This window comes from Streptomyces coelicoflavus, from assembly GCF_003112555.1.
GTDB classification, from domain to species: Bacteria; Actinomycetota; Actinomycetes; order Streptomycetales; family Streptomycetaceae; genus Streptomyces; species Streptomyces coelicoflavus.
In genome coordinates this window covers 46,204-68,249 of sequence record NZ_BEWB01000004.1, presented here as the reverse complement: position 1 = coordinate 68,249, position 22,046 = coordinate 46,204, and the positions used below count along the sequence as shown (strand labels likewise).

Annotated in this window: 17 protein-coding genes; 4 read left to right on the top strand and 13 right to left on the bottom strand. The window is 72.2% G+C overall.

All coding sequences use genetic code 11. The features are described 5' to 3' along the window. Positions 1 to 110: 110 nt before the first annotated feature. Together Sco07f_RS08875 and Sco07f_RS08870 are read left to right on the top strand one after the other, a co-directional pair. Positions 111 to 1,841, top strand: a complete 1,731-nt coding sequence (locus tag Sco07f_RS08875; protein WP_108987788.1) for an ATP-binding protein — start codon at positions 111 to 113, stop codon at positions 1,839 to 1,841. Next, entirely contained in the window at positions 1,838 to 2,518 is a 681-nt protein-coding gene (locus Sco07f_RS08870; protein WP_108987473.1) for a response regulator, read from the top strand. The genes Sco07f_RS08875 and Sco07f_RS08870 overlap by 4 nt, the downstream gene beginning before the upstream one ends. Before the next feature lie 48 nt (positions 2,519 to 2,566). Here the strand turns inward: Sco07f_RS08870 and Sco07f_RS08865 are convergent, their stop codons facing one another. The 3 genes from Sco07f_RS08865 to Sco07f_RS08855 form a co-directional block, all read right to left on the bottom strand. Further along, entirely contained in the window at positions 2,567 to 4,159 is a 1,593-nt protein-coding gene (locus Sco07f_RS08865) for a monocarboxylic acid transporter (protein ID WP_108987472.1), read from the bottom strand. Next, complete coding sequence (locus Sco07f_RS08860) at positions 4,156 to 4,734, bottom strand: DUF485 domain-containing protein (RefSeq protein ID WP_108987471.1); 579 nt, start codon at positions 4,732 to 4,734, stop codon at positions 4,156 to 4,158. Before Sco07f_RS08860 ends, Sco07f_RS08865 begins: the two co-directional genes overlap by 4 nt. Before the next feature lie 143 nt (positions 4,735 to 4,877). Next, positions 4,878 to 7,001, bottom strand: coding sequence for a DNA gyrase/topoisomerase IV subunit B (locus Sco07f_RS08855; protein ID WP_007445078.1), 2,124 nt, complete (start codon positions 6,999 to 7,001; stop codon positions 4,878 to 4,880). 440 nt (positions 7,002 to 7,441) lie between these two features. On the opposite strand from Sco07f_RS08855, the gene Sco07f_RS08850 reads away from it, so the two are divergent. Beyond that, on the top strand, positions 7,442 to 7,672 hold the full coding sequence (locus Sco07f_RS08850; RefSeq protein ID WP_007445070.1) for a DUF7455 domain-containing protein: 231 nt from the start codon (positions 7,442 to 7,444) through the stop codon (positions 7,670 to 7,672). 111 nt (positions 7,673 to 7,783) lie between these two features. Here the strand turns inward: Sco07f_RS08850 and Sco07f_RS08845 are convergent, their stop codons facing one another. The 7 genes from Sco07f_RS08845 to Sco07f_RS08815 form a co-directional block, all read right to left on the bottom strand. Then, on the bottom strand, positions 7,784 to 8,641 hold the full coding sequence (locus Sco07f_RS08845) for a S1 family peptidase (protein WP_108987470.1): 858 nt from the start codon (positions 8,639 to 8,641) through the stop codon (positions 7,784 to 7,786). 140 nt (positions 8,642 to 8,781) lie between these two features. Beyond that, positions 8,782 to 10,314: an RNA polymerase sigma factor gene (locus Sco07f_RS08840; protein ID WP_042825343.1), complete on the bottom strand. Its 1,533-nt coding sequence runs from the start codon at positions 10,312 to 10,314 to the stop codon at positions 8,782 to 8,784. A gap of 427 nt (positions 10,315 to 10,741) precedes the next feature. After that, positions 10,742 to 11,629 carry a sporulation transcriptional regulator WhiH gene (gene whiH / locus Sco07f_RS08835; protein WP_063739954.1) on the bottom strand — a complete coding sequence of 296 codons (888 nt, stop codon included), beginning with the start codon at positions 11,627 to 11,629 and terminating at the stop codon, positions 10,742 to 10,744. Positions 11,630 to 11,790: 161 nt separating this feature from the next. Continuing rightward, entirely contained in the window at positions 11,791 to 13,848 is a 2,058-nt protein-coding gene (locus Sco07f_RS08830; protein ID WP_087789322.1) for an ABC transporter ATP-binding protein, read from the bottom strand. Positions 13,849 to 13,971: 123 nt separating this feature from the next. Next, on the bottom strand, positions 13,972 to 14,730 hold the full coding sequence (locus tag Sco07f_RS08825) for an NUDIX hydrolase (protein WP_007445061.1): 759 nt from the start codon (positions 14,728 to 14,730) through the stop codon (positions 13,972 to 13,974). Positions 14,731 to 14,840: 110 nt separating this feature from the next. Then, on the bottom strand, positions 14,841 to 16,421 hold the full coding sequence (locus Sco07f_RS08820; protein WP_108987469.1) for a DUF4192 domain-containing protein: 1,581 nt from the start codon (positions 16,419 to 16,421) through the stop codon (positions 14,841 to 14,843). Between the two features lie 141 nt (positions 16,422 to 16,562). Further along, positions 16,563 to 18,722: a RecQ family ATP-dependent DNA helicase gene (locus Sco07f_RS08815; protein WP_108987468.1), complete on the bottom strand. Its 2,160-nt coding sequence runs from the start codon at positions 18,720 to 18,722 to the stop codon at positions 16,563 to 16,565. 286 nt (positions 18,723 to 19,008) lie between these two features. Here Sco07f_RS08815 and Sco07f_RS08810 point away from each other — a divergent pair, with 286 nt between their 5' ends. Further along, positions 19,009 to 19,623, top strand: a complete 615-nt coding sequence (locus Sco07f_RS08810) for a hypothetical protein (RefSeq protein WP_108987467.1) — start codon at positions 19,009 to 19,011, stop codon at positions 19,621 to 19,623. 209 nt (positions 19,624 to 19,832) lie between these two features. Here the strand turns inward: Sco07f_RS08810 and Sco07f_RS08805 are convergent, their stop codons facing one another. The 3 genes from Sco07f_RS08805 to Sco07f_RS08795 form a co-directional block, all read right to left on the bottom strand. Continuing rightward, positions 19,833 to 20,477 (bottom strand): hypothetical protein, encoded by a 645-nt coding sequence (locus Sco07f_RS08805; protein WP_108987466.1) that lies wholly within the window; start codon positions 20,475 to 20,477, stop codon positions 19,833 to 19,835. A 68-nt stretch (positions 20,478 to 20,545) separates the two neighbouring features. Further along, positions 20,546 to 21,247 carry a ribonuclease HII gene (gene rnhB / locus Sco07f_RS08800; protein WP_007445055.1) on the bottom strand — a complete coding sequence of 234 codons (702 nt, stop codon included), beginning with the start codon at positions 21,245 to 21,247 and terminating at the stop codon, positions 20,546 to 20,548. Positions 21,248 to 21,328: 81 nt separating this feature from the next. Further along, complete coding sequence (locus Sco07f_RS08795; RefSeq protein WP_007445054.1) at positions 21,329 to 21,949, bottom strand: TetR/AcrR family transcriptional regulator; 621 nt, start codon at positions 21,947 to 21,949, stop codon at positions 21,329 to 21,331. Positions 21,950 to 22,046: the final 97 nt, after the last annotated feature.

The following is a 22,046-nucleotide window of genomic DNA, read 5'->3' as shown; positions in this document are numbered from 1 at the left end:
CCGGGAGATCCACCGGTCCGCCCGGCGCGGTGCCCGCCGTCGCCGTCGCCGGGGAGATACACACCACACCCCGCTACGGCCGGCCGGCGGGCCCACGTACCGTCGTGGCCATGAGCTCCACTCCCTCCGCACGCCGACTGCGCCTGGGCCTGCCGCGACGGGTGTTCTCGCAGGTGCTGCTGATGCAGGTGGCGATCGCCGCGGGCGTCACCGTGCTCGCGACCGGGCTGTTCCTGGCGCCGCTCGGCGACCAGCTGGACGACCAGGCGATGCGCCGTGCCCTGGCGATCGCGCAGACCACCGCGCAGCAACCGCAGGTCGTGAGGGACCTGCGGACCACCCGGCCGGCGGCGGACGGGCCGGTGCAGGAGGAGGCGGAGCGGGTCCGCAGGGCCACCAAGGCGGAGTACGTCGTCGTGATGGACCGCGACGGCGTCCGCTGGTCGCACACCGACCCGGAGCGGATCGGCCAGGTCGTCTCGACCGACCCGGGTCAGGCCCTGGCCGGACGCGAGGTCATGGAGATCGACAACGGCACGCTGGGCCGCTCCGCCCGCGGCAAGGTGCCCCTCCGCGACGACGACGGCGAGATCGTGGGGGCGGTCTCGGTAGGCATCGCGTACGACAGCGTGCGGGCCCGGCTGATCCACGCCATCCCCGGCCTGTTCGCGTACGCCGGCGGCGCGCTCGCCGTCGGCGCCCTGGCGTCCTGGATCATCTCGCGCCGGGTGCAGCGGCAGACCCGGGACCTGGCCTTCTCGGACATCGCGGGGCTGCTGGCGGAGCGCGAGGCCATGCTGCACGGCATCCGGGAGGGGGTCGTCGCCCTCGACCGCGGGGGCCGGGTGCGCCTGCTCAACGACGAGGCGCAGCGCCTGCTGGGCATCGGCGGCGAAGCCGTCGGCGGCTTCCCCGACGAGGTGCTCGGCGCGGGGCGCACGGCCGACGTCCTGGCGGGCAGGGTGACCGGCACCGACCTGCTGACCGTGCGCGGCCAGCGGGTACTGGTCACCAACCGGATGCCCACCGACGACGGCGGTGCCGTGGCCACGCTGCGCGACCGCACCGAGCTGGAGCAGCTCGGCCGGGAACTGGACTCCACGCGCGGCCTGATCGACGCGCTCCGCGCACAGGACCACGAGCACGCGAACCGCATGCACACCCTGCTGGGTCTGCTGGAACTGGAGATGTACGACGACGCCGTGGAGTTCGTCGGCGAGGTGGTCGGCGACCACCGGGTCACCGCGGAACAGATCACCGAGCGGATCCGGGACCCCCTGGTCGCCGCCCTGCTGGTCGGCAAGGCGACCGTCGCGGCCGAACGCGGCGTCGTCCTTTGGGTCTCGGACCGGACGCTGCTGCCGGACCGCCTGATCGATCCCGGTGGCCTCGTCACGATCGTCGGCAACCTGGTCGACAACGCCCTCGACGCCACCGCCGGGACGCCGCACGCGCGCGTGGAGGTCGAGCTGCGGGCCGAAGGGCGCGCCGCCACGCTCACGGTGCGCGACACGGGCCCCGGCATTCCCGCGGACCACCGTGAGCTGGTCTTCACGACGGGCTGGTCCACCAAGGAGCCGCCGGCCCACCGCGAGCGGGGCATCGGACTCCCGCTGGTGCGACGCCTGGCCGAGCGGCAGGGCGGCACGGCGACCGTCGGGGAGGCGTACGGCGGGGGCGCGGAGTTCGTCGTGGCCCTGCCGGAGGCCCTCACTGAGCCGGAAGCGGAGCCGGAAACGGAACCGGGACCGGCACCCGAACAGGCACCGGAACGGGCACTGGCCCCCGAGTCCGCCCCCGCCGCCCCCGTGACCACCGCTGCCGAGAAGGAGTCCCGATGATCGAGGTCCTGGTCGTGGACGACGACACGCGGGTCGCGCGCGTCAACGCCGCCTACGTCGAGAAGGTGCCGGGCTTCCACGTCGCCGGTCAGGCGCACAGCGCGCTGGAGGCACTGGATGCCGCGCAGAGACTGCCCCGCGTGGACCTGATCCTGCTGGACCACCATCTGCCCGACCGGACCGGTCTGGAGGTCGTCCAGGAGATGCGGCGGCGTGGACTCCAGACCGACGTGATCATGGTGACGGCCGCCCGCGACGTGTCGACCGTGCAGGCGGCGATGCGGCAGGGCGCTCTCCAGTACCTGGTGAAACCGTTCGCCTTCGCCGGTCTGCGCGCCAAGCTGGAGGCGTACGCGGAGCTGCGCCGCACGCTCGACGGGGGCGGCGAGGCGGAACAGGCCGAGGTCGACCGGATCTTCGGCGCCCTGTCTGCACCGTCCGAGCCCGGGCTGCCCAAGGGGCACTCCCCCACCACCGCCGAACTGGTGCGCCAGTGCCTGCTGAAGGCCGACGGGCCGCTCTCCGCCCAGGAGATCGCCGAACGGACCGGGGTGAGCCGCCAGACCGCGCAGCGCTATCTGAAGCTCCTGGAACGCACCGGACGCGCCGTACTGACACTGAAGTACGGCGAGGCGGGCCGCCCCGAGCACCGTTACGCGTGGGCGACCCGCACCTGAGCGACAGCCCGGCACCGGGGCTCCGAGGCTCCGGGGGCGTCGCCGCTCCTACACGGCCCCCGCCCCGGTCAGCGACCGCACCTCGGTCTCGGCGTGCTTGGCCTCGTCCGGGGGCTCCGGGGAGGTGACGGTGCCCAGCCAGCCCGCGAGGAAGCCCAGCGGGATCGAGACGAGGCCGGGGTTCTGAAGCGGGAAGTACTGGAGGTCGAGGCCGGGAAAGAGCGACTGCGGACTGCCGGAGACCACCGGGGACAGCAGCACGAGCACCACGGACGGCACCAGACCGCCGTAGACCGCCCACACCGCGCCCCGGGTGGTGAAGCCGCGCCAGAACAGCGAGTAGAGCAGCACGGGCAGGTTTGCGGAGGCGGCCACGGCGAAGGCGAGGCCCACCAGGAAGGCGACGTTGAGGTCGCGGGCGAGGAGACCCAGCCCGATGGCGACCGCGCCGATGCCGACGGAGGCGACCCGCGCCACGGCGACCTCGCTGCGCGGCTTGGAGTGGCGACGCCGCAGGGAGGCGTACAGGTCGTGGGCCACGGACGCCGAGGAGGCCAGGGTGATGCCGGCCACCACCGCGAGGATGGTGGCGAACGCGACGGCGGCGACGACCGCGAACAGGACCGTCCCGCCGGTGGACTGCGCGCCGCCGCCGAGGTCCAGGGCGAGCAGCGGCACCGCCGTGTTCCCGGCGGCGTTGGACGCGCGTACGGTGTCCGGGCCGACCAGGGCGGCGGCACCGAATCCCAGCACGATGGTCATCAGGTAGAAGCCGCCGATGAGACCGATCGACCAGACCACGGACCGCCGGGCCGCCCGGGCGGTGGGCACCGTGTAGAAGCGGGACAGGATGTGCGGCAGTCCGGCCGTGCCCAGCACCAGGGCGAGCCCCAGACTGATGAAGTCGAAGCGGGAGACCCAGTCCCCGCCGTAGGCCAGACCGGGCGCGAGAAACGCCTCACCGTGGCCGCTGCGCTCCGCCGCCGTGCGCAGCAGCCGGTCGACGTCGCCGTGGAAGCGCACCAGGACGAGCGCGGTCAGCGCCACGGTGCCGCCGAGCAGCAGGACCGCCTTGACGATCTGGATCCAGGTGGTGGCGCGCATCCCGCCCAGCGACACGTAGATCACCATGAGGGCGCCGACGCCGATGACGGTCCACGTCCGCGCCGCCTCGCTCGTCCCGCCCAGCAGCAGCGCGACCAGGCTGCCCGCGCCCACCATCTGCGCCACCAGGTACAGGACGGAGACGGTGACCGAGGAGATCCCGGCCGCGATCCGCACCGGCCGCTCCCGCATCCGGGCGGCCACGACGTCGGCGAGGGTGAACCGCCCGCAGTTGCGCACGAGTTCGGCGACGAGGAACAGGACGACGAGCCAGGCCACCAGGAAGCCCACCGAGTAGAGCATGCCGTCGTAGCCGTAGAGGGCGATGAGCCCCGAGATGCCGAGGAACGACGCGGCCGACATGTAGTCGCCCGAGATGGCAAAACCATTCTCCATCGGCGAGAAGAGGCGGCCGCCCGCGTAGAACTCCTCCGCCGAGCCGTGCCGGTGGCGGCCCACCCATGTGGTGATGCCGAGTGTGACGGCGACGAACGTGCTGAACAGCAGCAGGGCCAGCGTCTGGTGGTCGCCCGTCACGACGCACCGCCTCTCACGCCGCGCGTCAGCTCCTGGGTGTCCCAGCGCAGTTCCAGCGCGGCGCGGTCCCTGCGCAGCCGGGCGTGCCGCGCGTAGGCCCAGGTGAGCAGGAACGTGGTGAGGAACTGGCCGAGCCCGGCGACCATCGCCACGTTCACCGCGCCGGCCACCGGCCGGGCCATCAGGGCGGGGGCCGTCGTGGCGGCCACCACGTAGGCGACGTACCACAGGAGGAAGGCGGCGACCGCCGGGACGACGAACCTCCGGTACCGGCGGCGGACTTCCTGGAAGGCCGCGCTCCGCTGGACCTCCAGGTACACGTCGGCCGCGGCCCGGGACGGCTCCCCCGCCGTCTCCCGGCGCACCGGCGACGGGGCCGGCACGGTGGCCCCGGGGCCGTCCGACTCGCCCCAGCCGGAGGCGAGCGCGTCGTACCACGGGTCGTCGTACCGCGGGCCGTCGTACCGCGGGCCGGGGGCCGTCTCGACGTAGGCCCTGCCCGGCACTGCGCCGTGGTCGGTCCCGCCGTCGGGACCACCCCCGGCGCGGCGGGACCGATCGTTGCTTGACTGCATGCCCAAGGATGGACAGAACGGGAAGATCCCCGACTCTTCTTCCCCCGGCACTTCACCCCATCAGGTGATTCCCCCTGAGGGTCCCCTCTGGCCGGACCGGCCCCGGGTATCGCTCCCGGGGGCCGGTCGGTGACCGAGCGTGGTCACGCGTCGATGCGCGACCGGTCCAGCGTCGCCGCCGAACTGGAGATGAACTCCTTGCGAGGGGCGACGTCGTTGCCCATCAGCAGGTCGAAGACCTGCTCGGCGGAGTCCAGGTCGGTGAGGTTGATCCGGCGCAGGGTGCGGCGCCGGGGGTCCATGGTCGTCTCCGCCAGCTGGTCGGCGTCCATCTCGCCCAGGCCCTTGTACCGCTGGATGGAGTCCTTGTAGCGGATGTTCTTGCTCTGGAACTCCATGAGCTTGTCGCGCAGTTCGCGGTCCGAGTACGTGTAGACGTACTTGTCCTGGCCCTTCTTCGGCTGGATCAGCTCGATGCGGTGCAGCGGCGGCACCGCGGCGAACACCCGGCCCGCCTCGACCATGGGCCGCATGTAGCGGTGGAAGAGGGTCAGCAGCAGGGTGCGGATGTGGGAGCCGTCCACATCGGCGTCGGTCATCATGATGATCTTGCCGTAGCGGGCCGCGTCGATGTCGAAGGTACGGCCCGACCCGGCTCCTATGACCTGGATGATCGCCCCGCACTCGGCGTTCTTCAGCATGTCCGTCACGGAGGACTTCTGAACGTTGAGGATCTTGCCCCGGATCGGCAGCAGCGCCTGGAACTCGGAGTTCCTCGCGAGCTTGGCCGTGCCCAGCGCGGAGTCGCCCTCGACGATGAACAGCTCGCTGCGGTCGACGTCGTCGCTGCGGCAGTCCGCGAGCTTCGCCGGCAGCGACGAGGACTCCAGGGCCGTCTTGCGGCGCTGGGCGTCCTTGTGCTGGCGGGCGGCGATACGGGTACGGGCCGCGGCGACGGCCTTCTCCATCACCACCCGGGCCTGCTGGGCCGCGTCACGCTTGGTCGAGGTCAGGAACGCCTTCAGTTCCTTGCTGATCACGTTGTGCACGATCCGGCGGGCCGCCGAGGTGCCGAGGACCTCCTTGGTCTGGCCCTCGAACTGCGGCTCGGCGAGCCGGACGGTGACGACCGCCGTCAGCCCCTCCAGGGCGTCGTCCTTGACGATGTCGTCCTCGGCGACGCGGAGCATCTTCTTCGTGCGCAGCACCTCGTTCATCGTCTTCGCCACCGCCTGTTCGAAGCCGGCGACGTGGGTGCCGCCCTTCGGCGTGGCGATGATGTTGACGAACGACCTGAGCGTCGTGTCGTAACCGGTGCCCCAGCGCATCGCGACGTCGACACCGAGGTCGCGGGTGACCTCGGTGGGCGTCATCTGCCCCTCCTCGTCCAGCACCGGGACCGTCTCCTTGAAGGAGCCCTGGCCGCTGAAGCGGAGGGTGTCGCAGACGGGCCGGTCACTGGCCAGGAACTCACAGAACTCGCTGATGCCGCCGTCGAAGCGGAACGACTCCTCGCCCTTGCTGCCGCCGTCGCCGAGACCGAACTCGTCCCGCACCACGATGGTCAGCCCGGGCACCAGGAACGCCGTCTGGCGGGCCCGCTGGTGCAGCGTGTCCAGGGAGAGCTTCGCGTCCTTGAGGAAGATCTGCCGGTCCGCCCAGTACCGCACGCGTGTGCCGCTGCGGCTCTTGGGGACCTTCTTGGTCTTGCGCAGTCCGTTCCCCGCGTCGAACCTGGCGTCCGGGCCCGTCTTCGCGAACGCGCCCGGGACCCCGCGGCGGAAACTGATCGCGTGGGTGTGCCCGCCACGGTCCACCTCGATGTCCAGGCGGGCGGACAGGGCGTTCACCACGGAGGCGCCGACGCCGTGCAGACCGCCGGAGGCGGCGTAGGAGCCGCCTCCGAACTTGCCGCCGGCGTGCAGCTTGGTCATGACGACCTCGACGCCGGAGAGGCCGGTCTTGGGCTCGACGTCGACCGGGATGCCCCGGCCGTTGTCCCGGACCTCCACCGAGGCGTCGTCGTGGAGGATCACCTCGATGTGGTCGCAGTAACCACCCAGGGCCTCGTCGACCGAGTTGTCGATGATCTCCCACAGGCAGTGCATCAGACCGCGGCTGTCGGTGGATCCGATGTACATGCCCGGACGCTTGCGCACGGCCTCGAGCCCCTCGAGGACGAGCAGGTGCCGCGCGGTGTAGTTGGATCCGTCCCGGTCTGCTCCTGCCAGCAGCGCAGTGGACGGCACGGATGTCTCGGCGGTCACGCGGTTCGCTCCTCGCTGAATTTCAGATGGGGCCCCGCTGGGTAAGGGCGCGGCTCGGTTCACCGATGAGAGGGTACCGAGGCCTGGTAGAGCCGTTGTAACGCCACCCTCGTCACTGACTCACCCTAGTCCACGGTCGCATGCGTGTTCGATCCCTCGATGGGGTGAAGTACACATCACGTTCCCTTCGAGGCATGAACCATTTAGGCTCCGGGCACGTCCTCATGAACAAACCGGCAACCCAGCCGGCGGGACCGACACTGACCGACTGCGCGAACCCGTACGACACACAGACACGCAATACGGCACATTCGCCGCCAATCGGCAACAGCCGGCCCCTCGGAAATTTTTTTCGAGGAAAAGCCACGAGCGGGAACGTTTTGGGGCTGGTTGGATGTTGACCCTGGTACGACAGCTCGTCGAGCTAGAGAAGAGGCGACGTGACTACTGTTCTGACTTCCGCAAGCCCGCTGACGGCCGCTGATCGCTGCGACCGCTGCGGCGCCCAGGCATACCTGCGCGTCGTCCTGCTGAGCGGCGGAGAACTGCTCTTCTGCGCCCACCACGGTCGCAAGTTCGAGCCGGAACTCAAGAAGATCGCCGCTGAGATACAGGACGAGACGGAGCGGCTGACGGCCGTTCCGGCATCCTCAGCCGAGGAAGAGCGCTGACCCGACGCGCCCGTCGACGAGCCGAATCGGCACAGGCCGATGAACGGGCGGCCGCCTCCGTTTCCCGGAGGCGGCCGCCCGTACTCGTGCCCGACAGGCCCTCAGCGGCCGTCAGGCGCCCTCGCGCTGCTTCGTGGCCGTACCGTCCCAGCCGAGCGTCTGGAGTACGGAGGAGACGCGCGTGTACACCCCGGGGCTGCCGGGGCGCCCGCAGCCACTCCCCCAGGACACCAGGCCGATGAGTCTGCCCCGGCCGACCAGCGGGCCCCCGCTGTCGCCCTGACAGGCGTCGCGGCCCCCGGCCTCCTGTCCGGCGCAGAGCATGGTCTTCGAGAGGTAGCGCCCGTCGTCGTTGCCCGGGTACGCCCGCTCGCAGGACGCGTCGGGGAGCACCCGTACACGGGACGCGTGCAGGCCGTTCGCGTAGTCACCGGCGCCCGAGGTGTCGCCCCAGCCGTAGACGAGAGCCTCCGTGTCGGGCGTGTACGCGGGATCGCCCTCCGCGGCCATCCCTATGACCGAGCCGGCGGGAAGCGCTTCGGAGAGAGTGAGCACCGCGAAGTCCCCCGCATTGCTGCCGTCGTCGTGCTCCGGGTTCACCCAGACGGAGCGGATGGGGATCTCCTGCCCCTGGTCGGACAGCAGATCGGTCCGGCCGGCGATGACCCGCAGGTCGTCCACCTGTTCCGGTGGCGATCCGAGTACCTCCTCCCCCAGGCAGTGGGCCGCCGTGAGGACGGTGGTCCGGCCGACGGCCACTCCCCCGCAGAACTGCCCCGCCCGGGTACCCCCGAACCGGTCACGGCTGGACAGGGCGACGGTCCACGGACTGTCGGACACTTCGACCGGAAAGCCCCCGACGACGATGCTGTCGGCGGCCGCCGGGGCGGCCGACCCCAGCGGTATCGCGGTCGCGGCGGCCGCCAGCACCAGCGGCCGGGCCAGTGTCCGGGCCAAGAGACGACGCATGCGGGCTCCTCACTCCTAGGTGGTCATGGGACACCCAGAGTGATCCAGTACGCGGTGTCGCGCACCCGCTGCCCAGCACGGAGGCCCGGTTCCGCACCTGGCGGGACCGGGCCTCGTTCGCTCGTACCGTCTACCGCGACCTAGTCGAGGTAGTCGCGCAGCACCTGGGAGCGCGACGGGTGACGCAGCTTCGACATGGTCTTCGACTCGATCTGGCGGATGCGCTCACGCGTGACGCCGTACACCTTGCCGATCTCGTCGAGGGTCTTCGGCTGACCGTCGGTGAGACCGAAGCGCATGGAGACGACGCCCGCCTCGCGCTCGGACAGGGTGTCGAGCACGGAGTGCAGCTGCTCCTGCAGCAGGGTGAAGCTGACCGCGTCGGCCGGGACGACCGCCTCGGAGTCCTCGATGAGGTCACCGAACTCGCTGTCGCCGTCCTCGCCCAGCGGGGTGTGCAGGGAGATGGGCTCACGACCGTACTTCTGGACCTCGATGACCTTCTCCGGGGTCATGTCGAGTTCCTTGGCCAGCTCCTCCGGGGTGGGCTCGCGGCCCAGGTCCTGGAGCATCTGGCGCTGCACGCGCGCGAGCTTGTTGATGACCTCGACCATGTGCACCGGGATACGGATGGTGCGGGCCTGGTCGGCCATCGCGCGGGTGATCGCCTGACGGATCCACCAGGTGGCGTACGTGGAGAACTTGTAGCCCTTGGTGTAGTCGAACTTCTCCACCGCGCGGATCAGACCGAGGTTGCCCTCCTGGATGAGGTCCAGGAAGAGCATGCCGCGACCGGTGTAGCGCTTGGCCAGGGAGACCACCAGGCGGAGGTTGGCCTCCAGCAGGTGGTTCTTGGCGCGGCGGCCGTCCTCGGCGATGATCTCCAGTTCGCGCTTGAGCTTGGGCGCGAGCTTGTCGGAGTTCGCCAGCTTGTCCTCGGCGAACAGACCGGCCTCGATGCGCTTGGCGAGTTCGACCTCCTGCTCGGCGTTGAGCAGGGGGACCTTGCCGATCTGCTTGAGGTAGTCCTTGACCGGGTCGGCGGTGGCACCGGCGGCGGCGACCTGCTGGGCCGGGGCGTCGTCCTCGTCCTCGTCGGAGAGAACGAAGCCGGCGTTCTCGGTGCCCTCGGGCTCCTCCGTCGCGGCCTTCGGCTCCTCGGTCGTCTCGTCCTCGAGAAGCTCGCCGTCTTCCTTCTTGGCGGCCGTCTTCTTGGCCGCCGTCTTCTTGGCGGTCGCCTTCTTCGCCGTCGCCTTCTTGGCGGTCGTCTTCTTGGCCGCCGCCTTCTTGGCGGGGGCCTCCTCCTCGACGGCGGGCTCGGCGGCGGGCGCCGCCGGGGTGGCGGGAGCGGTCGCCTTCCTGCTGGTCACCGTCTTCGCCGCGACCGTCTTCGTGGCGGTGCGCTTGGCGGGACTCTTCGCTGCGACGCTCTTTCGGGTGCGCTTGGGCTCTGCGGCACTGACCATCAGCGTCACACCCTCTTCCTCGAGGATCTGGTTGAGGCTGCGCAGTACGTTCTTCCACTGAGTGGCCGGAATCTGGTCAGCTTCGAAGGCCCGACGCACGTCATCGCCGGCGATCTGCCCCTCAGCCTTTCCCCGCTCAATGAGCGCCATGACAGAGACGGACTCGGCGATCTCCGGCGGGAGCGTACGGGATGTGCTGGCCGACACGAACAACCTCTCGGAACGTTGAAAAACGGCTTCCGGCCCCGTCCACGGCGGACAGGGGCCGACCACCGGCTTGGGATGGGCCGACGGTGCGGGCGGGCCGGGGAGATACACAGCGCCGTGAACGGCGGCCGTATTCCCTCCGCGGCTGTCACCTCTTAGGTCATCGTGTTGTTCCCAAGAGCGTTACGCCCAATCCGCGTGGCCCGAGTCACACCCCGTAAGCGATCAAAACTGCGCAGATGCGGATAAACAAGGTCATCAACTTGTCCGTCCCGACCTTGCCGGGACGGCTCAGCCTCTCATCACACCGTCGGACCCCGGGGAGCCACGAACGGCTCCGCGGGGTCCGACGACGGGGGCGGCGTGCCGGCCACTGCCACAGGAGGGGTATGGCGTGCCCGGACCGCGCCGCCGCGGCGGAGGACGGTCAGTGCTCGCGCGGGGCGGGCACGACGCGCTCCACCTCGGGGTGAACGGTCAGAAGCTGGCGCATGGCCGCCTCGGCCGCCGCGCCGTCGCCGGTGGCGAGGGCGTCGACGATCCTGCCGTGCTGCGCGAGCGACGCGTCGTTCGGCCGGTCACAGCCGGTGACCGGACCTCCGGAGACATGGAGGGCGGCGGAGACGATCCCGGAGAGGTGGTCGAGCATCCGGTTGCCCGCGACCTGGATGAGCAGGGTGTGGAACTCGGCATCGGCACGCGAGAAGGTGAGCGCGTCGCCCTGCCCCATGGCGTGCCCCATGATCCCGACCATGTCGGACAGCCGCTGCTGGACGTCCTCACGCCCGTGTCCGGCGGCCAGGCGCGCGGCGAGCGGCTCGATCGTCCAGCGCAGCTCGCCCAGCTCGCGGCGCTGGTCGTCGCGCTGCGGCCCGAAGGCGCGCCATTCGATGATGTCGGGATCGAGGAGGTTCCAGTCACTGACCGGACGCACGCGCGTGCCGACGTTCGGCCGGGCGCTGACCAGGCCCTTCGCCTCCAGCACGCGAAGGGACTCGCGCACCACGGTGCGGGAGACCTCGAAGCGCTGGCCGATCTCCTCGGGCACCAGCGGGCGGTCGGCTCCCAGGTCGCCCGAAACGATCATCTGGCCCAGCTGCTGGACGAGTTGCCCGTGCAGCCCGCGGCCACGGTTGCCCGCGGTGCGCCGGCCCACGCGGCCCAGCTCGGGCTCCACTCCTTCCCAGGAGGGCACCCCGACGCGGTCGACGGCGGGCGTCTCGGCGTACGGGTAGCGGTCGAGTTCGCCCGGGTTCGCGAGGCCGGAGTCGGCGGAGCGGGCGGCGGTCATCATGGTGTGCGCAAGGGTACTCACGCATCCTTTGTCGGCGCTGACCCCAACTCCCTTGAGGTCTTTGGTGAAAAGCACACGAAAGGGTGATCGCTCACCCCGTCGCAATTGACGCCTTATCGGAAAGAAATGGGCTTTCCCCGGGGAGTTGCGCACACGGTCGGAACGGAAGGGTGGGACAGCCGTCATCGAGCCCTGCTGCGCAGGGTCATGAGCAGATATGCGCAGAGCAGGGCGGTCAGCGACAACGTCATGGCCCCGCCCACGGGTTGGGCGACGAGGCGCAGCAGCTCCGCCACGTACCGCTCGCCCCCGAACGGCCACTGGGTCAGGAGGACCTCGCGCGTCCGCATCGGGAGACCGGCGGCGGTCCGCACGGACGGGCCGTCCCAGACCTTCTGTACGAGCGGTACGACGGCGACCGGAACGGCGACCACCGCCGCCAGCCCGGCGGTGGTGGACCGGAAGACACCCGCGGCCAGCACTCCGGACCACGCGCAGCCGACGACGAGTCCGAGCCAACCGGCGCTCAGCGCGGGCCAGTCGGCGGGGAGCCCCGTGAGCTCGGACCCGTAGAAGAGACGCAGCACCTGGGCGTCGCAGCCCACCGTCAGGACGGCCAGCAGCAGTGCGGCGGCCGCGGAGACGAGGAGCTTGGCGGTCAGCAGCCCCATGCGGCGGGGCACGGTGCCCCGGTCCGCCGCGAGGGCGGGATGGCGGAACTCGTCGCCGAAGGCGAGCGCGCCGAGCAGCCCGGCGCCGAGCGCGGCGGGCGGCAGTGGCAGCTCCCGCGGCCACGCGGCCAGGAGCCGCTCCTGCGGGGTGTGTCCGACCCGGGCGAGGACCACGGCGGTGACGGCGGACACGAGGAGCACGACCGCTCCGGTGACGAAGCCCGTGCCGACACCCAGCGCACGACGGAGTTCGTAGCGCAGGGGCCGTAGGGGGCTGGGGGCGGAACGGACGGAAACGGGCGGCGGAAGCATGCCGGCCGCGTCCCGGGCCCCCGGGGTGCCGGGCGTGAGGGCGCTGGACGGGCGCGGTGTGCGGTGCGGGCCGGCCTGGGGCGCGGAGGGCCCGAGGGCTTCGGAAGCGCTGCCGGGGGCCGGGGCGGGGTGCGGTCCAGGGGTCTCGCAGCGGGCGGTCCCGGACGCGGGCACGTCCACCTCTCCGTCCGTGGCGGGCGTCCGCCGGAGGCCGGCAGCAGGTCGGGCGTCGCCGGGGCTCGGCTGCGAAGCGGCGGCGGGCGGGGGCGAGGAGCCGGTGGGCGGGGGACGGTGCGTGCCCGGTGTCCCGGCGCCCTGCGCACGGTCGGCGTCCGCCTCCCGCCGCTCTTCGTGCCGGGCTGCGGGAACCGCCCCGGCCCCGGCGCCCATGTCGCCCACCTCGTCGGCGAGTTGGTGGACGAGGATGCCGTGCCGGAAGGCCGTCTCACCGATGTCGGCACACGTACTGCCGTACACCGCGAGCCGGTTGCCGCCCTCGCGCACCACCTCGACGGAACGGCGTGCCGTCCGCGCCTCCTTGGCCACCAGGACGGCGAGGCGGGCCGCGTGCGGGCTGCGGACGGCGACGCGGGGGCGCAACCGGGTACGGGAGAACTCCGCCGCCTCCTGGTCGGCGACGACTCTGCCCCGCTCCAGCGTGACGACGTGGTCGGCGCTGCGCGCGGCCTCCTTGGGATCCGCCGTGCTGAACAGGACCGTGCCGCCCTGGGCGGCGTGGGCGCGCAGTGCGCCGTGCAGCCGCCGGGCGTCGTGGACGGAGAGGGCACCGGCGGGGTCGTCGAGGACCAGGGTGTGCGGATCGGGCACGAGCGCGCAGGCCAGGCCGAGTCGCCGGTCCATCCCCCGGGAGAGGGTGCCGAGGCGTTCGTCGCGCAGGCTCTCGAGACCGGCCGACTCCAGGACCTCGTCGGCCCTGCGGACGGGAACCCCCGCTGCCGCGCACAGCATGCGGAGATGGCCGCGCACCGTACGGGCGGGGTGCCCCGGGACATCGCCCAGCAGCACGCCGACCTCGCGGGAGGGGTGGGCGATGCGGTGCAGGGGGCGGCCTCTGAAGTACGTCAGACCACGGCCGTGTTGGAGCTCGAGCATGAGTCTGAGCGCCGTCGTCTTGCCGGCGCCCGATGCTCCGAGCAGTGCGGTGACGCGGCCCGCGCGCGCCTCGAACGAGACGTCGTCGACGGCGGGCGGAAGCTCCTTGCGGGGGTTGCTGGTCAGTCCGAAGGCCTGGATCACCCGTAGCAAGATAGCGTGTGATATCCGGTTTTTCGGGCATCGCGCGGCCTGTCGGCACGGGGGCGGCACCGCTTCCACGATCCCTCCCCCACCGCGCGTGCCGGGGCCGCTCCGGCCTCGGCGTCAGACCTCGGGACGCAGCATCGGGGGGTTGAGGAGGGTCGCGCCGCCCGCCCGGAAGAGCTGGGCCGGCCGGCCTCCCTGCCGGGTGGTCGTCCCGCCGGTGGGCACGAGGAATCCCGGCGTACCCGTCACCTTGCGGTGGAAGTTGCGGGGGTCGAGCGCCACGCTCCACACCGCTTCGTAGACGCGGCGCAGCTCGCCGACGGTGAACTCGGGCGGACAGAAGGCCGTGGCCAGCGACGAGTACTCGATCTTGGAGCGGGCTCGCTCCACCCCGTCCGCCAGGATCTGGGCGTGGTCGAAGGCGAGCGGTGCCACCGCCTCTCCGGCGTGACCGTAGCCGCTCTGTGCCAGCAGCTCCTCGACCGGTGCCCAACGGGCGTTGCTGGCGTCGCCCCCCGCGCGCGGTGCGGGCAGGTCGGGGGCGAGTGCGAGGTGGGCGACGCTGACCACGCGCATCCGGGGGTCGCGCCCGGGGTCGCCGTAGGTCGCGAGCTGCTCCAGATGAGCACCGTTGTCCTGGGTCGGTGCGGCAGGGTCGTGGACGCACAGCCCGGTCTCCTCCGCCAGCTCCCGTGCCGCCGCCTGCGCCAGGTCCTCGCCGTCCCGTACGAACCCGCCGGGCAGAGCCCAGCGCCCCTGGAACGGCGACTCGCCCCTGCGCACCGCCAGCGCGCACAGGGAGTGGCGGCGCACGGTCAGCACGACCAGGTCCACGGTGACGGCGAAGGGCGGAAAGGCTGACGGGTCGTAGGGCATGCGGCGATCATAGTCGTCTGCCTGACGATAAACACTCCCTTCGCCCACGCTTCGAGCAGTGATCCACTCCCTCCCCACCTGCGTCCCACCGCCCGTGCCGGCCATCCGTTTCAGGGGCGCTCACCGTCCCCGGCGGTCCCGCGCTCTCCCGTGCGTGTCCCTTCGGGGCGTGGCTCCTGCCTGCCCGTGACCGCCGCCCCCGAGGCGTCGGGGCGGGCCCGGCCGGGTCGGGTGCTCCCGGGCCGGCCGCCCTCGGAAGGCGTGCGGGGACGCACGATCCCGGCGCTCGGCTCGTGGGCCCGCGCCCTCGTGCGGCGTCGGACGCCATGTGCCGAGGCGAGAGCGCGCGAGCGGCGCCGGCGACCGGGCTGCGCGGCGGACGGGGACCCGGCAGACGAGGGCTCGGCGGAGGAGGGCTCGGCCGGCGCCCGTTCCTCGGGCGCACCGCCGTGTCCTTCGTCGTTCGAAGCGCCGCCTTCCGTGTGCGCGTCGCCCTTCCGACCTTCACGCAGGCAGCGGCGGATCGACTCGGGGTCGAGGCCCTCGTTGCACGCCTGGTGCAGGAGCCGGGCGAAGAGGTAGTCGGGGTCCGCGCCGAGGGCCATGGCCAGCGCCTCCCGCGCCTCCAGTTCGTCACCGGTGGACCAGGCGACCCAGCCCGCGAGGGTGAGGGGCGCGGCGGCGTGTTCGCCGTACGGCACGACGCAGCGACGGGCCAGGGCCCGCCAGAGACGCATCGCCGGTGCCGCCTCGTCGCCCTCCATCCAGGCGGCCGCGCGGTCGCGTGTCGTACGGTCCTGGAGTCCCAGGATCAACGCCGCCGCCTCCTCGTCCCCGAGGAGCTGGTCGTCGCGCAGGTCCTCGGCCGGCACGCCGGAGACGGGCGGGGCCTCGGCGAGGCGTCGCATGACCCGCTGCGCCGTCTCCAGCGTCTCCCCGGCCACCTCCGAGCGGCCGTCGACGTCCAGGATCCGGGAGACCAGCGTCGTGGCGGCCGCGTCCAGGGCGGCCGCCTGTCCGTCCACCGCCGCGGTTTCCCGGGGGAGCATCCTGGCCCTCAGCTCACGGAGCGAGCCGCGCACCTGGATACCGGCGTAGGTGGCCGCCGCGGCCAGTACCGACGTACCCGGCAGCCCCATGGGGAGGCCCGCTGCCGGACAGCAGGCCTCTTCGTCGCAGCAGTACGACCAGAAACGCCCGGCCGAGATGCACAGCGCCTCGACGACGGGAACGTCGAGGGTGCCGCACTCGACGCGCAGCTTCTGGGCCAGCGGCCGCAGTCGCTCCATCACGTCGCGTCCGGTCTCGCCCGGCCCCGGCTCCTGGCAGAGGTAGGCGACCATCTGCTCGGCTCGCGCCCCTCGCCGCTCGCTTCCGTGCACCAGGCCGTGGACCAGCTGCCCGGCCGCGCCCTCCCAGTCGTCCGGGTTCTCGGGGATGCCCAGTCGCGCTCGACCGCCGAAGCGGCCCCGCCCGTCCCTGTCGCGCAGGGCGGCCAGGACGATGCTGTCCTCGGGGCGGTAACCGAGCAGGTACGGCAGGGCGTCGGCGAGCTCCGCGGGGGTGCGCAGGGTGACCTGGTGTTCGTCTCCGGGGCTCTCGCACGGGGTGCCGTCCGCCCGTCCCGGCTTCGCGGCGTCCGGGATGTCGCCGTTTTCGAAGGATCCAGTCGTTTCGCTGTGGTTCGTCATGGCTCGACGATCTCGCGGATCGGCAAGTCCCGCTTGCCCTGTGGATAACTCTCCGCAGCGGGCATGTCCCCCTCACCCGGTCCCGGCCACGGAGTGGTCCGTCGTTCCCCGGCTTCGGGGTGCAGCCCCCGCGCCCGCGCCCTATCCGGCCAGGGCGAGGACGAGCGGCAGCACCCGGTCGGCGCCGGCCTGGCGCAGGAGGCGCGCGCCCACGGCCAGGGTCCAGCCGGAGTCGGTGTAGTCGTCGACGAGCAGGACCGGGCCGGGAGTGGCGGACAGTGCCGCGGCGAGCTCACCGGGCACCGTGAACGACTCCGCCAGGGCACGCAACCGCTGGGCCGAGTTGCTGCGGTGGGCGGCGTGGTCGTCGGCGTGCGGGGTGTGGGCGAGGCTGCCCAGCAACGGGAGCCTGCCGACGCGTGCCACTCCCCCGGCCAGTGAGGCGACCAGCTGGGGGCGGGTGCGGGAGGGCATGGCGACGACGCCCACGGGCCTCGCCACCGCGTCGGGAGAGCCGTCGGCCCAGCCGCCCGGCGAGCGGGCCCAGTCGGCCAGCACCGTCACGACGGCGGCGAGCACGTCGTCCGGGACCGACCCGTCCGCCGCCTGCGCCGACAGGAGCGGGCGCAGACGGTTGCCCCAGCCGATGTCCGAGAGCCTCCCCAGTGCCCGCCCGGTGAGGGCCTGCTGGCCCACGGGGATGCGGCCCTTGAGGTCCATGCCCACGGCCGCGAGCCCGGTCGGCCACATCTTGCGCGGCTCCACCTCCACGCCCGGACGGTCCAGCTCGCCCGTCGCCGCCGCGAGGGCCGCGGAGGTGACGGCGGGGTCGAGCCAGGGGCCGGCGCAGGTGTCGCAGCGACCGCACGGGGCGGCCTTCTCGTCGTCCAGCTGCCGCTGCAGGAACTCCATCCGGCACCCCGTGGTGGCCACGTAGTCCCGCATGGCCTGCTGCTCCGCCTGACGCTGCCGGGCCACCCACGCGTACCGCTCCGCGTCGTACGCCCACGGCTGCCCCGTGGCGGTCCAGCCGCCCTTCACCCGCCTGACCGCGCCGTCCACGTCCAGGACCTTGAGCATGGTCTCCAGACGGGACCGGCGGAGGTCCACCAGCGGCTCGAGCGCCGGAAGCGACATCGGCCGCCCGGCCTCCTCCAGCACCGCCAGAGTGCGCCGCACCTGCTCCTCCGGCGGGAAGCCCACCGAGGCGAAGTACGCCCAGATCGCCTCGTCCTCCCGCCCCGGCAGCAGCAGGACGTCCGCATGGTCCACACCGCGCCCCGCACGCCCCACCTGCTGGTAGTACGCGATGGGCGACGAGGGCGACCCGAGGTGCACGACGAACCCCAGGTCGGGCTTGTCGAAGCCCATGCCCAGCGCCGAGGTGGCCACGAGCGCCTTGACCCGGTTCGCCAGCAGGTCCTCCTCCGCCTGCAACCGGTCGGCGTTCTCCGTCTTGCCCGTGTAGGAGGCGACCGGATACCCGCGCTGTCGCAGGAACGCCGCGACCTCCTCCGCCGCCGCCACGGTCAGCGTGTAGATGATCCCGGAACCGGGCAGGTCCCCCAGCCGCTCCCCCAGCCAAGCCAGCCGGTGCGCCGCGTCCGGCAGCCGGAGCACGCCCAGCCGCAGGCTCTCCCGGTCGAGCGGCCCCCGCAGCACCAGCGCGTCCCCGCCGCCCGTGCCCAGTTGCTCCGCCACGTCGGCCGTGACCCGCGCGTTGGCGGTCGCCGTGGTGGCCAGCACCGGCACCCCGGCCGGCAGCTCGGCCAGCATCGTGCGCAGCCGGCGGTAGTCCGGGCGGAAGTCGTGGCCCCAGTCGGAGATGCAGTGTGCCTCGTCCACCACGAGCAGGCCGGTCGTGGCCGCGAGCTTCGGCAGAACCTGATCCCGGAAGTCCACGGAATTGAGGCGCTCCGGGCTCACCAGGAGGACGTCCGTCTCACCCCGCTCGACCTCGCCGTAGATCGTCTCCCACTCCTCCGGGTTGGCCGAGTTGATCGTGCGGGCGCGGATTCCCGCCCGCGCGGCCGACTCGACCTGGTTGCGCATCAGCGCCAGCAGGGGCGAGACGATCACCGTGGGGCCCGCGCCGCGCCGGCGCAGCAGGGCGGTGGCGACGAAGTACACGGCCGACTTGCCCCAGCCGGTGCGCTGCACCACCAGGGCCCGCCGGTGCTCCTCCACCAGGGCCGACACCGCCTGCCACTGATCCTCCCGCAGCCGTGCCGATCCCTGACGGTCGCCGACGAGCTCGGCGAGGACGGCGTCGGCTTCGGTACGGAGTTCCACGTGGTCCATTCCTCCATGCAACCCGATGGCACCGACAATCGGCGAATCGGGAGCTGCCGGAGCGGGTGCCGCGTCCCATGCGTCGCGCGGGGGTGCTCCGGGTAGGGATATAGAACGCACATCAGCCGATATGGGGCCTCGGTCTCAATTGCTCGTTGCCGCATCCCAGTTCGACAGGAAGAATTGAAGTCCGCTCCCCGCACGGCCTTCCGTGATCCGGCAGGGCTTCGCTGCGGTGCGCGCTCCCCGAATCCGACCCTGCCCGCAGTGTGGGCGCGTAGCCGAAGGGAGGAACGTGACCTTCGGATTCGCTCCGTCCTCGGCGGCCTCGTTTTCGTCGTCCGCCGCTTCCGCAACCCGCATGCTCGAACCGGCGGAGTGGGCCGCCGCCGGAATCCCGCTGCTGCGCAATCCTCGTGAGGTCGTCAGCGGGCTGCACGCGCGGCACCCGCTCGGACCGGCGACGGCGGTCGTGGCCGTGCTCGACCCGGACGAACGACTGCGTGCCAGCGCCTCGTTCACCAGCCGCCGCTCCCCCGCCGACGGCTGGATGTTCCGCAACGCGCTGCTTTCCCAGCTGCGCCGGGTCATCCCGCACGATCTGCGGCGCCGCACCCCGGTGCGCACCGCCGTACTGCTCTACTGCCGTGAGGGCGACGCGCGTTGGACGCAGGAGGACGGCGCGTGGATGTGGGGGCTGCGGGACGCGTGCACGCTGCACGGGTTGCGCTGCGGGGCGTACATCACGCTGACCCGGGACGGCTGGCAGGTGCTGGGCGAGGACCGCGGCGGACGCCGGCCCAACGCGGCGTCGGCACCGGAGCCCTTCGCCACGGCGGAGGCACCGCCCCCGCCGCATCGCACCGGCGGTGTCGCCTCGGACGTACTGCGCCGCGCCGCGGCCCGCTGAGCGCCACAGCGGCGGCGGGCCCGCGCACCGCTACGGGCCCGCCCGGGCCGTGACACGGCCCGCGCATGACCCGGTCGGCGTGCGGCCAGTGGGGTCCGGCCGGTCCGGCCCTGGCCGGAACCCGACAGGACCCGTACGGTCGTCCACGCCCCGGCGGCGGGCACAGCCGGAGGCTGTCCCCGCCGGCTGTGCCGCTCGGCGGAACGGGCTCAGACGCTCGCGCCCAGCACCGAGTTGATCCGCTGCGGGTCACCGCAGACGATCAGCAGGGCGCCGGCCCGGGAATGGGCCACGGCCAGGGCCGTGACGGCGGCGGCCTCGGGGCCGCCGTTGAGCGCGACCACGACCACGGCCCGCGACGCCGCACGGTCCGCGACGGCGGCGTCGGCGTAGAAGACGTCGTCGCCCGCGTCGTGCTGCGCCCAGTAGGCGGTGTCGCCGAAGGACAGTTCGTGGGCCGCCCACGGGTGGGCGTCGCCGGTGGTGATCACCAGCACGTCACCGGGGGTGCGCCCCGAGTCCAGCAGCAGGTCCACGGCCTCTTCGGCGGCGTCGAGCGCACCGTCGGGCGTGGCCGGGATCAGCTGGATCTGCGGAGTGGCCGGGGCGGTGGCCGCGGTGGCCGGGGCAGCCGGACCCGCGGGTCCGGGTTTGGCCGCGGCCGTGTTGTCGCGCGACGCGCGTTGCGCCGGCGGCGCCGGCCGCACCGGGCCGGGTCGGCCGGGGCGCGGCGGAGCAGCGGGACGGGGGCCGGGTACGGGGCGGGGGGTCGGCGCGGTGCGGCCACTGGCCGGAGTGGCGCGGGGACCCTGGGCCTTCTCGTGAATCTGAGGCTCCTCGGGAATGAGAGGCATGAGCTGATTTTTATCAAACACTGGTGCGGCTCGCGTCGGCGGGTGGCACATGCCTGCGAGCCGAACCGTCAGAAATCGAAGCCGAGCTGACCCTCGATTTCCGGAGCGCTTCCGTCCACCCAACTGCGGACCTTCTTGAGGTGCCGCCACTGGGGCAGCGCATCAAGATACGCCCACGACAACCGGTGGTGCGGGGTGGGGCCCCGCTCCGCCAGTGCGGCCTTGTGCACGGGCGACGGATACCCGGCGTTGTCCGCAAAGCCGAAGTCTGCATGGTCGACACCCAGTTCGGCCATCATTTTGTCGCGCTGGACCTTGGCGAGCACCGAGGCCGCCGCGACGGCGACGCAGGACTGATCGCCCTTGATCACCGTGCGAACCCGCCACGGGGTCCCGAGATAGTCGTGCTTGCCGTCGAGGATGACGGCTTCGGGGCGGACCGGAAGGGCCTCCAGGGCCCGCACCGCCGCCAGTCGCAGCGCGGCGGTCATCCCCAGCGTGTCGATCTCCTCCGGGGAGGCGTGCCCCAGGGCGTAGGACGTGACCCAGGCCCGCAACTCCACCTCGAGTTCGGTGCGTCGCTTGAGGGTGAGCAGCTTGGAGTCGGTCAGGCCGGCCGGGGGCCGGCGCAGTCCGGTGATCGCGGCACAGACGGTGACCGGGCCGGCCCACGCGCCGCGCCCCACCTCGTCGACACCGGCAATGACCTTCGCTCCGGTCGTGGCGCGAAGGGAGCGCTCGACGGTGTGAGTGGGTGGTTCGTACGGCATGGCGCCCCCAGCCTACGCCGCCGCGATCCGCGGGCGACACCCCGGTTCCCCGAACGGGGCCGGCCTCTCCGGCGGCCGGGTTCAGGGACCGCCGGGCCGCAGCAGCGGGACCATCAACTGGTCGATCAGTTCCTCGAGCTCGCGGTCCGGCCATTCACTCGCACAAATCTTGGAGCGATACATCATCATCGCCGGGATGGCGTCGAAGACGTATCCGTTGGCCGCGTCGGGACGGACCTCTCCCCGCTCCATTCCACGGTTGACGACCTCGCGGATCATCGCGAGGGTCGGCTCCACCACGCCCTTGATGATCACCGCGTGGAAGCGTTCGGCCTGCATGTTGTCGCATTCGTGAATGACCGATCGCAGCGCGAATCCGGGCCGGGAGAACATCGCGTCGCGCGCCCTGCGGCACAGTTCGAGCAGGTCCTCGCGAACGCTTCCGAGGTCGGGAACCTCGTCGAAGTCCGGCAGTCCGGAGCGCAGCGCGTCGGCGACGAGATCCTCCTTGGACGGCCAGCGCCGGTAGACGGCCGCCTTGCCGGTCTGCGCGCCGGCGGCCACGCCCTCCATCGTCAGCCCGTTCCAGCCGACGGTGCCGAGTTGATCCAGCGCGGCCTCGAGGATGGCGCGCTCCAGGACCGCACCGCGCCGGCGGGAGGGCGTCTGGGCGGAGGCGGCCGCCCAGTGCGAAGCAACCATGTCGAGGATCTCCAAAAAGCGGTGAAAACGGGTATTCGGGGATGAGGTGCACATCGCGCGGCCGCGACGGGGGACCGGACACGCGACGCCTCGATAA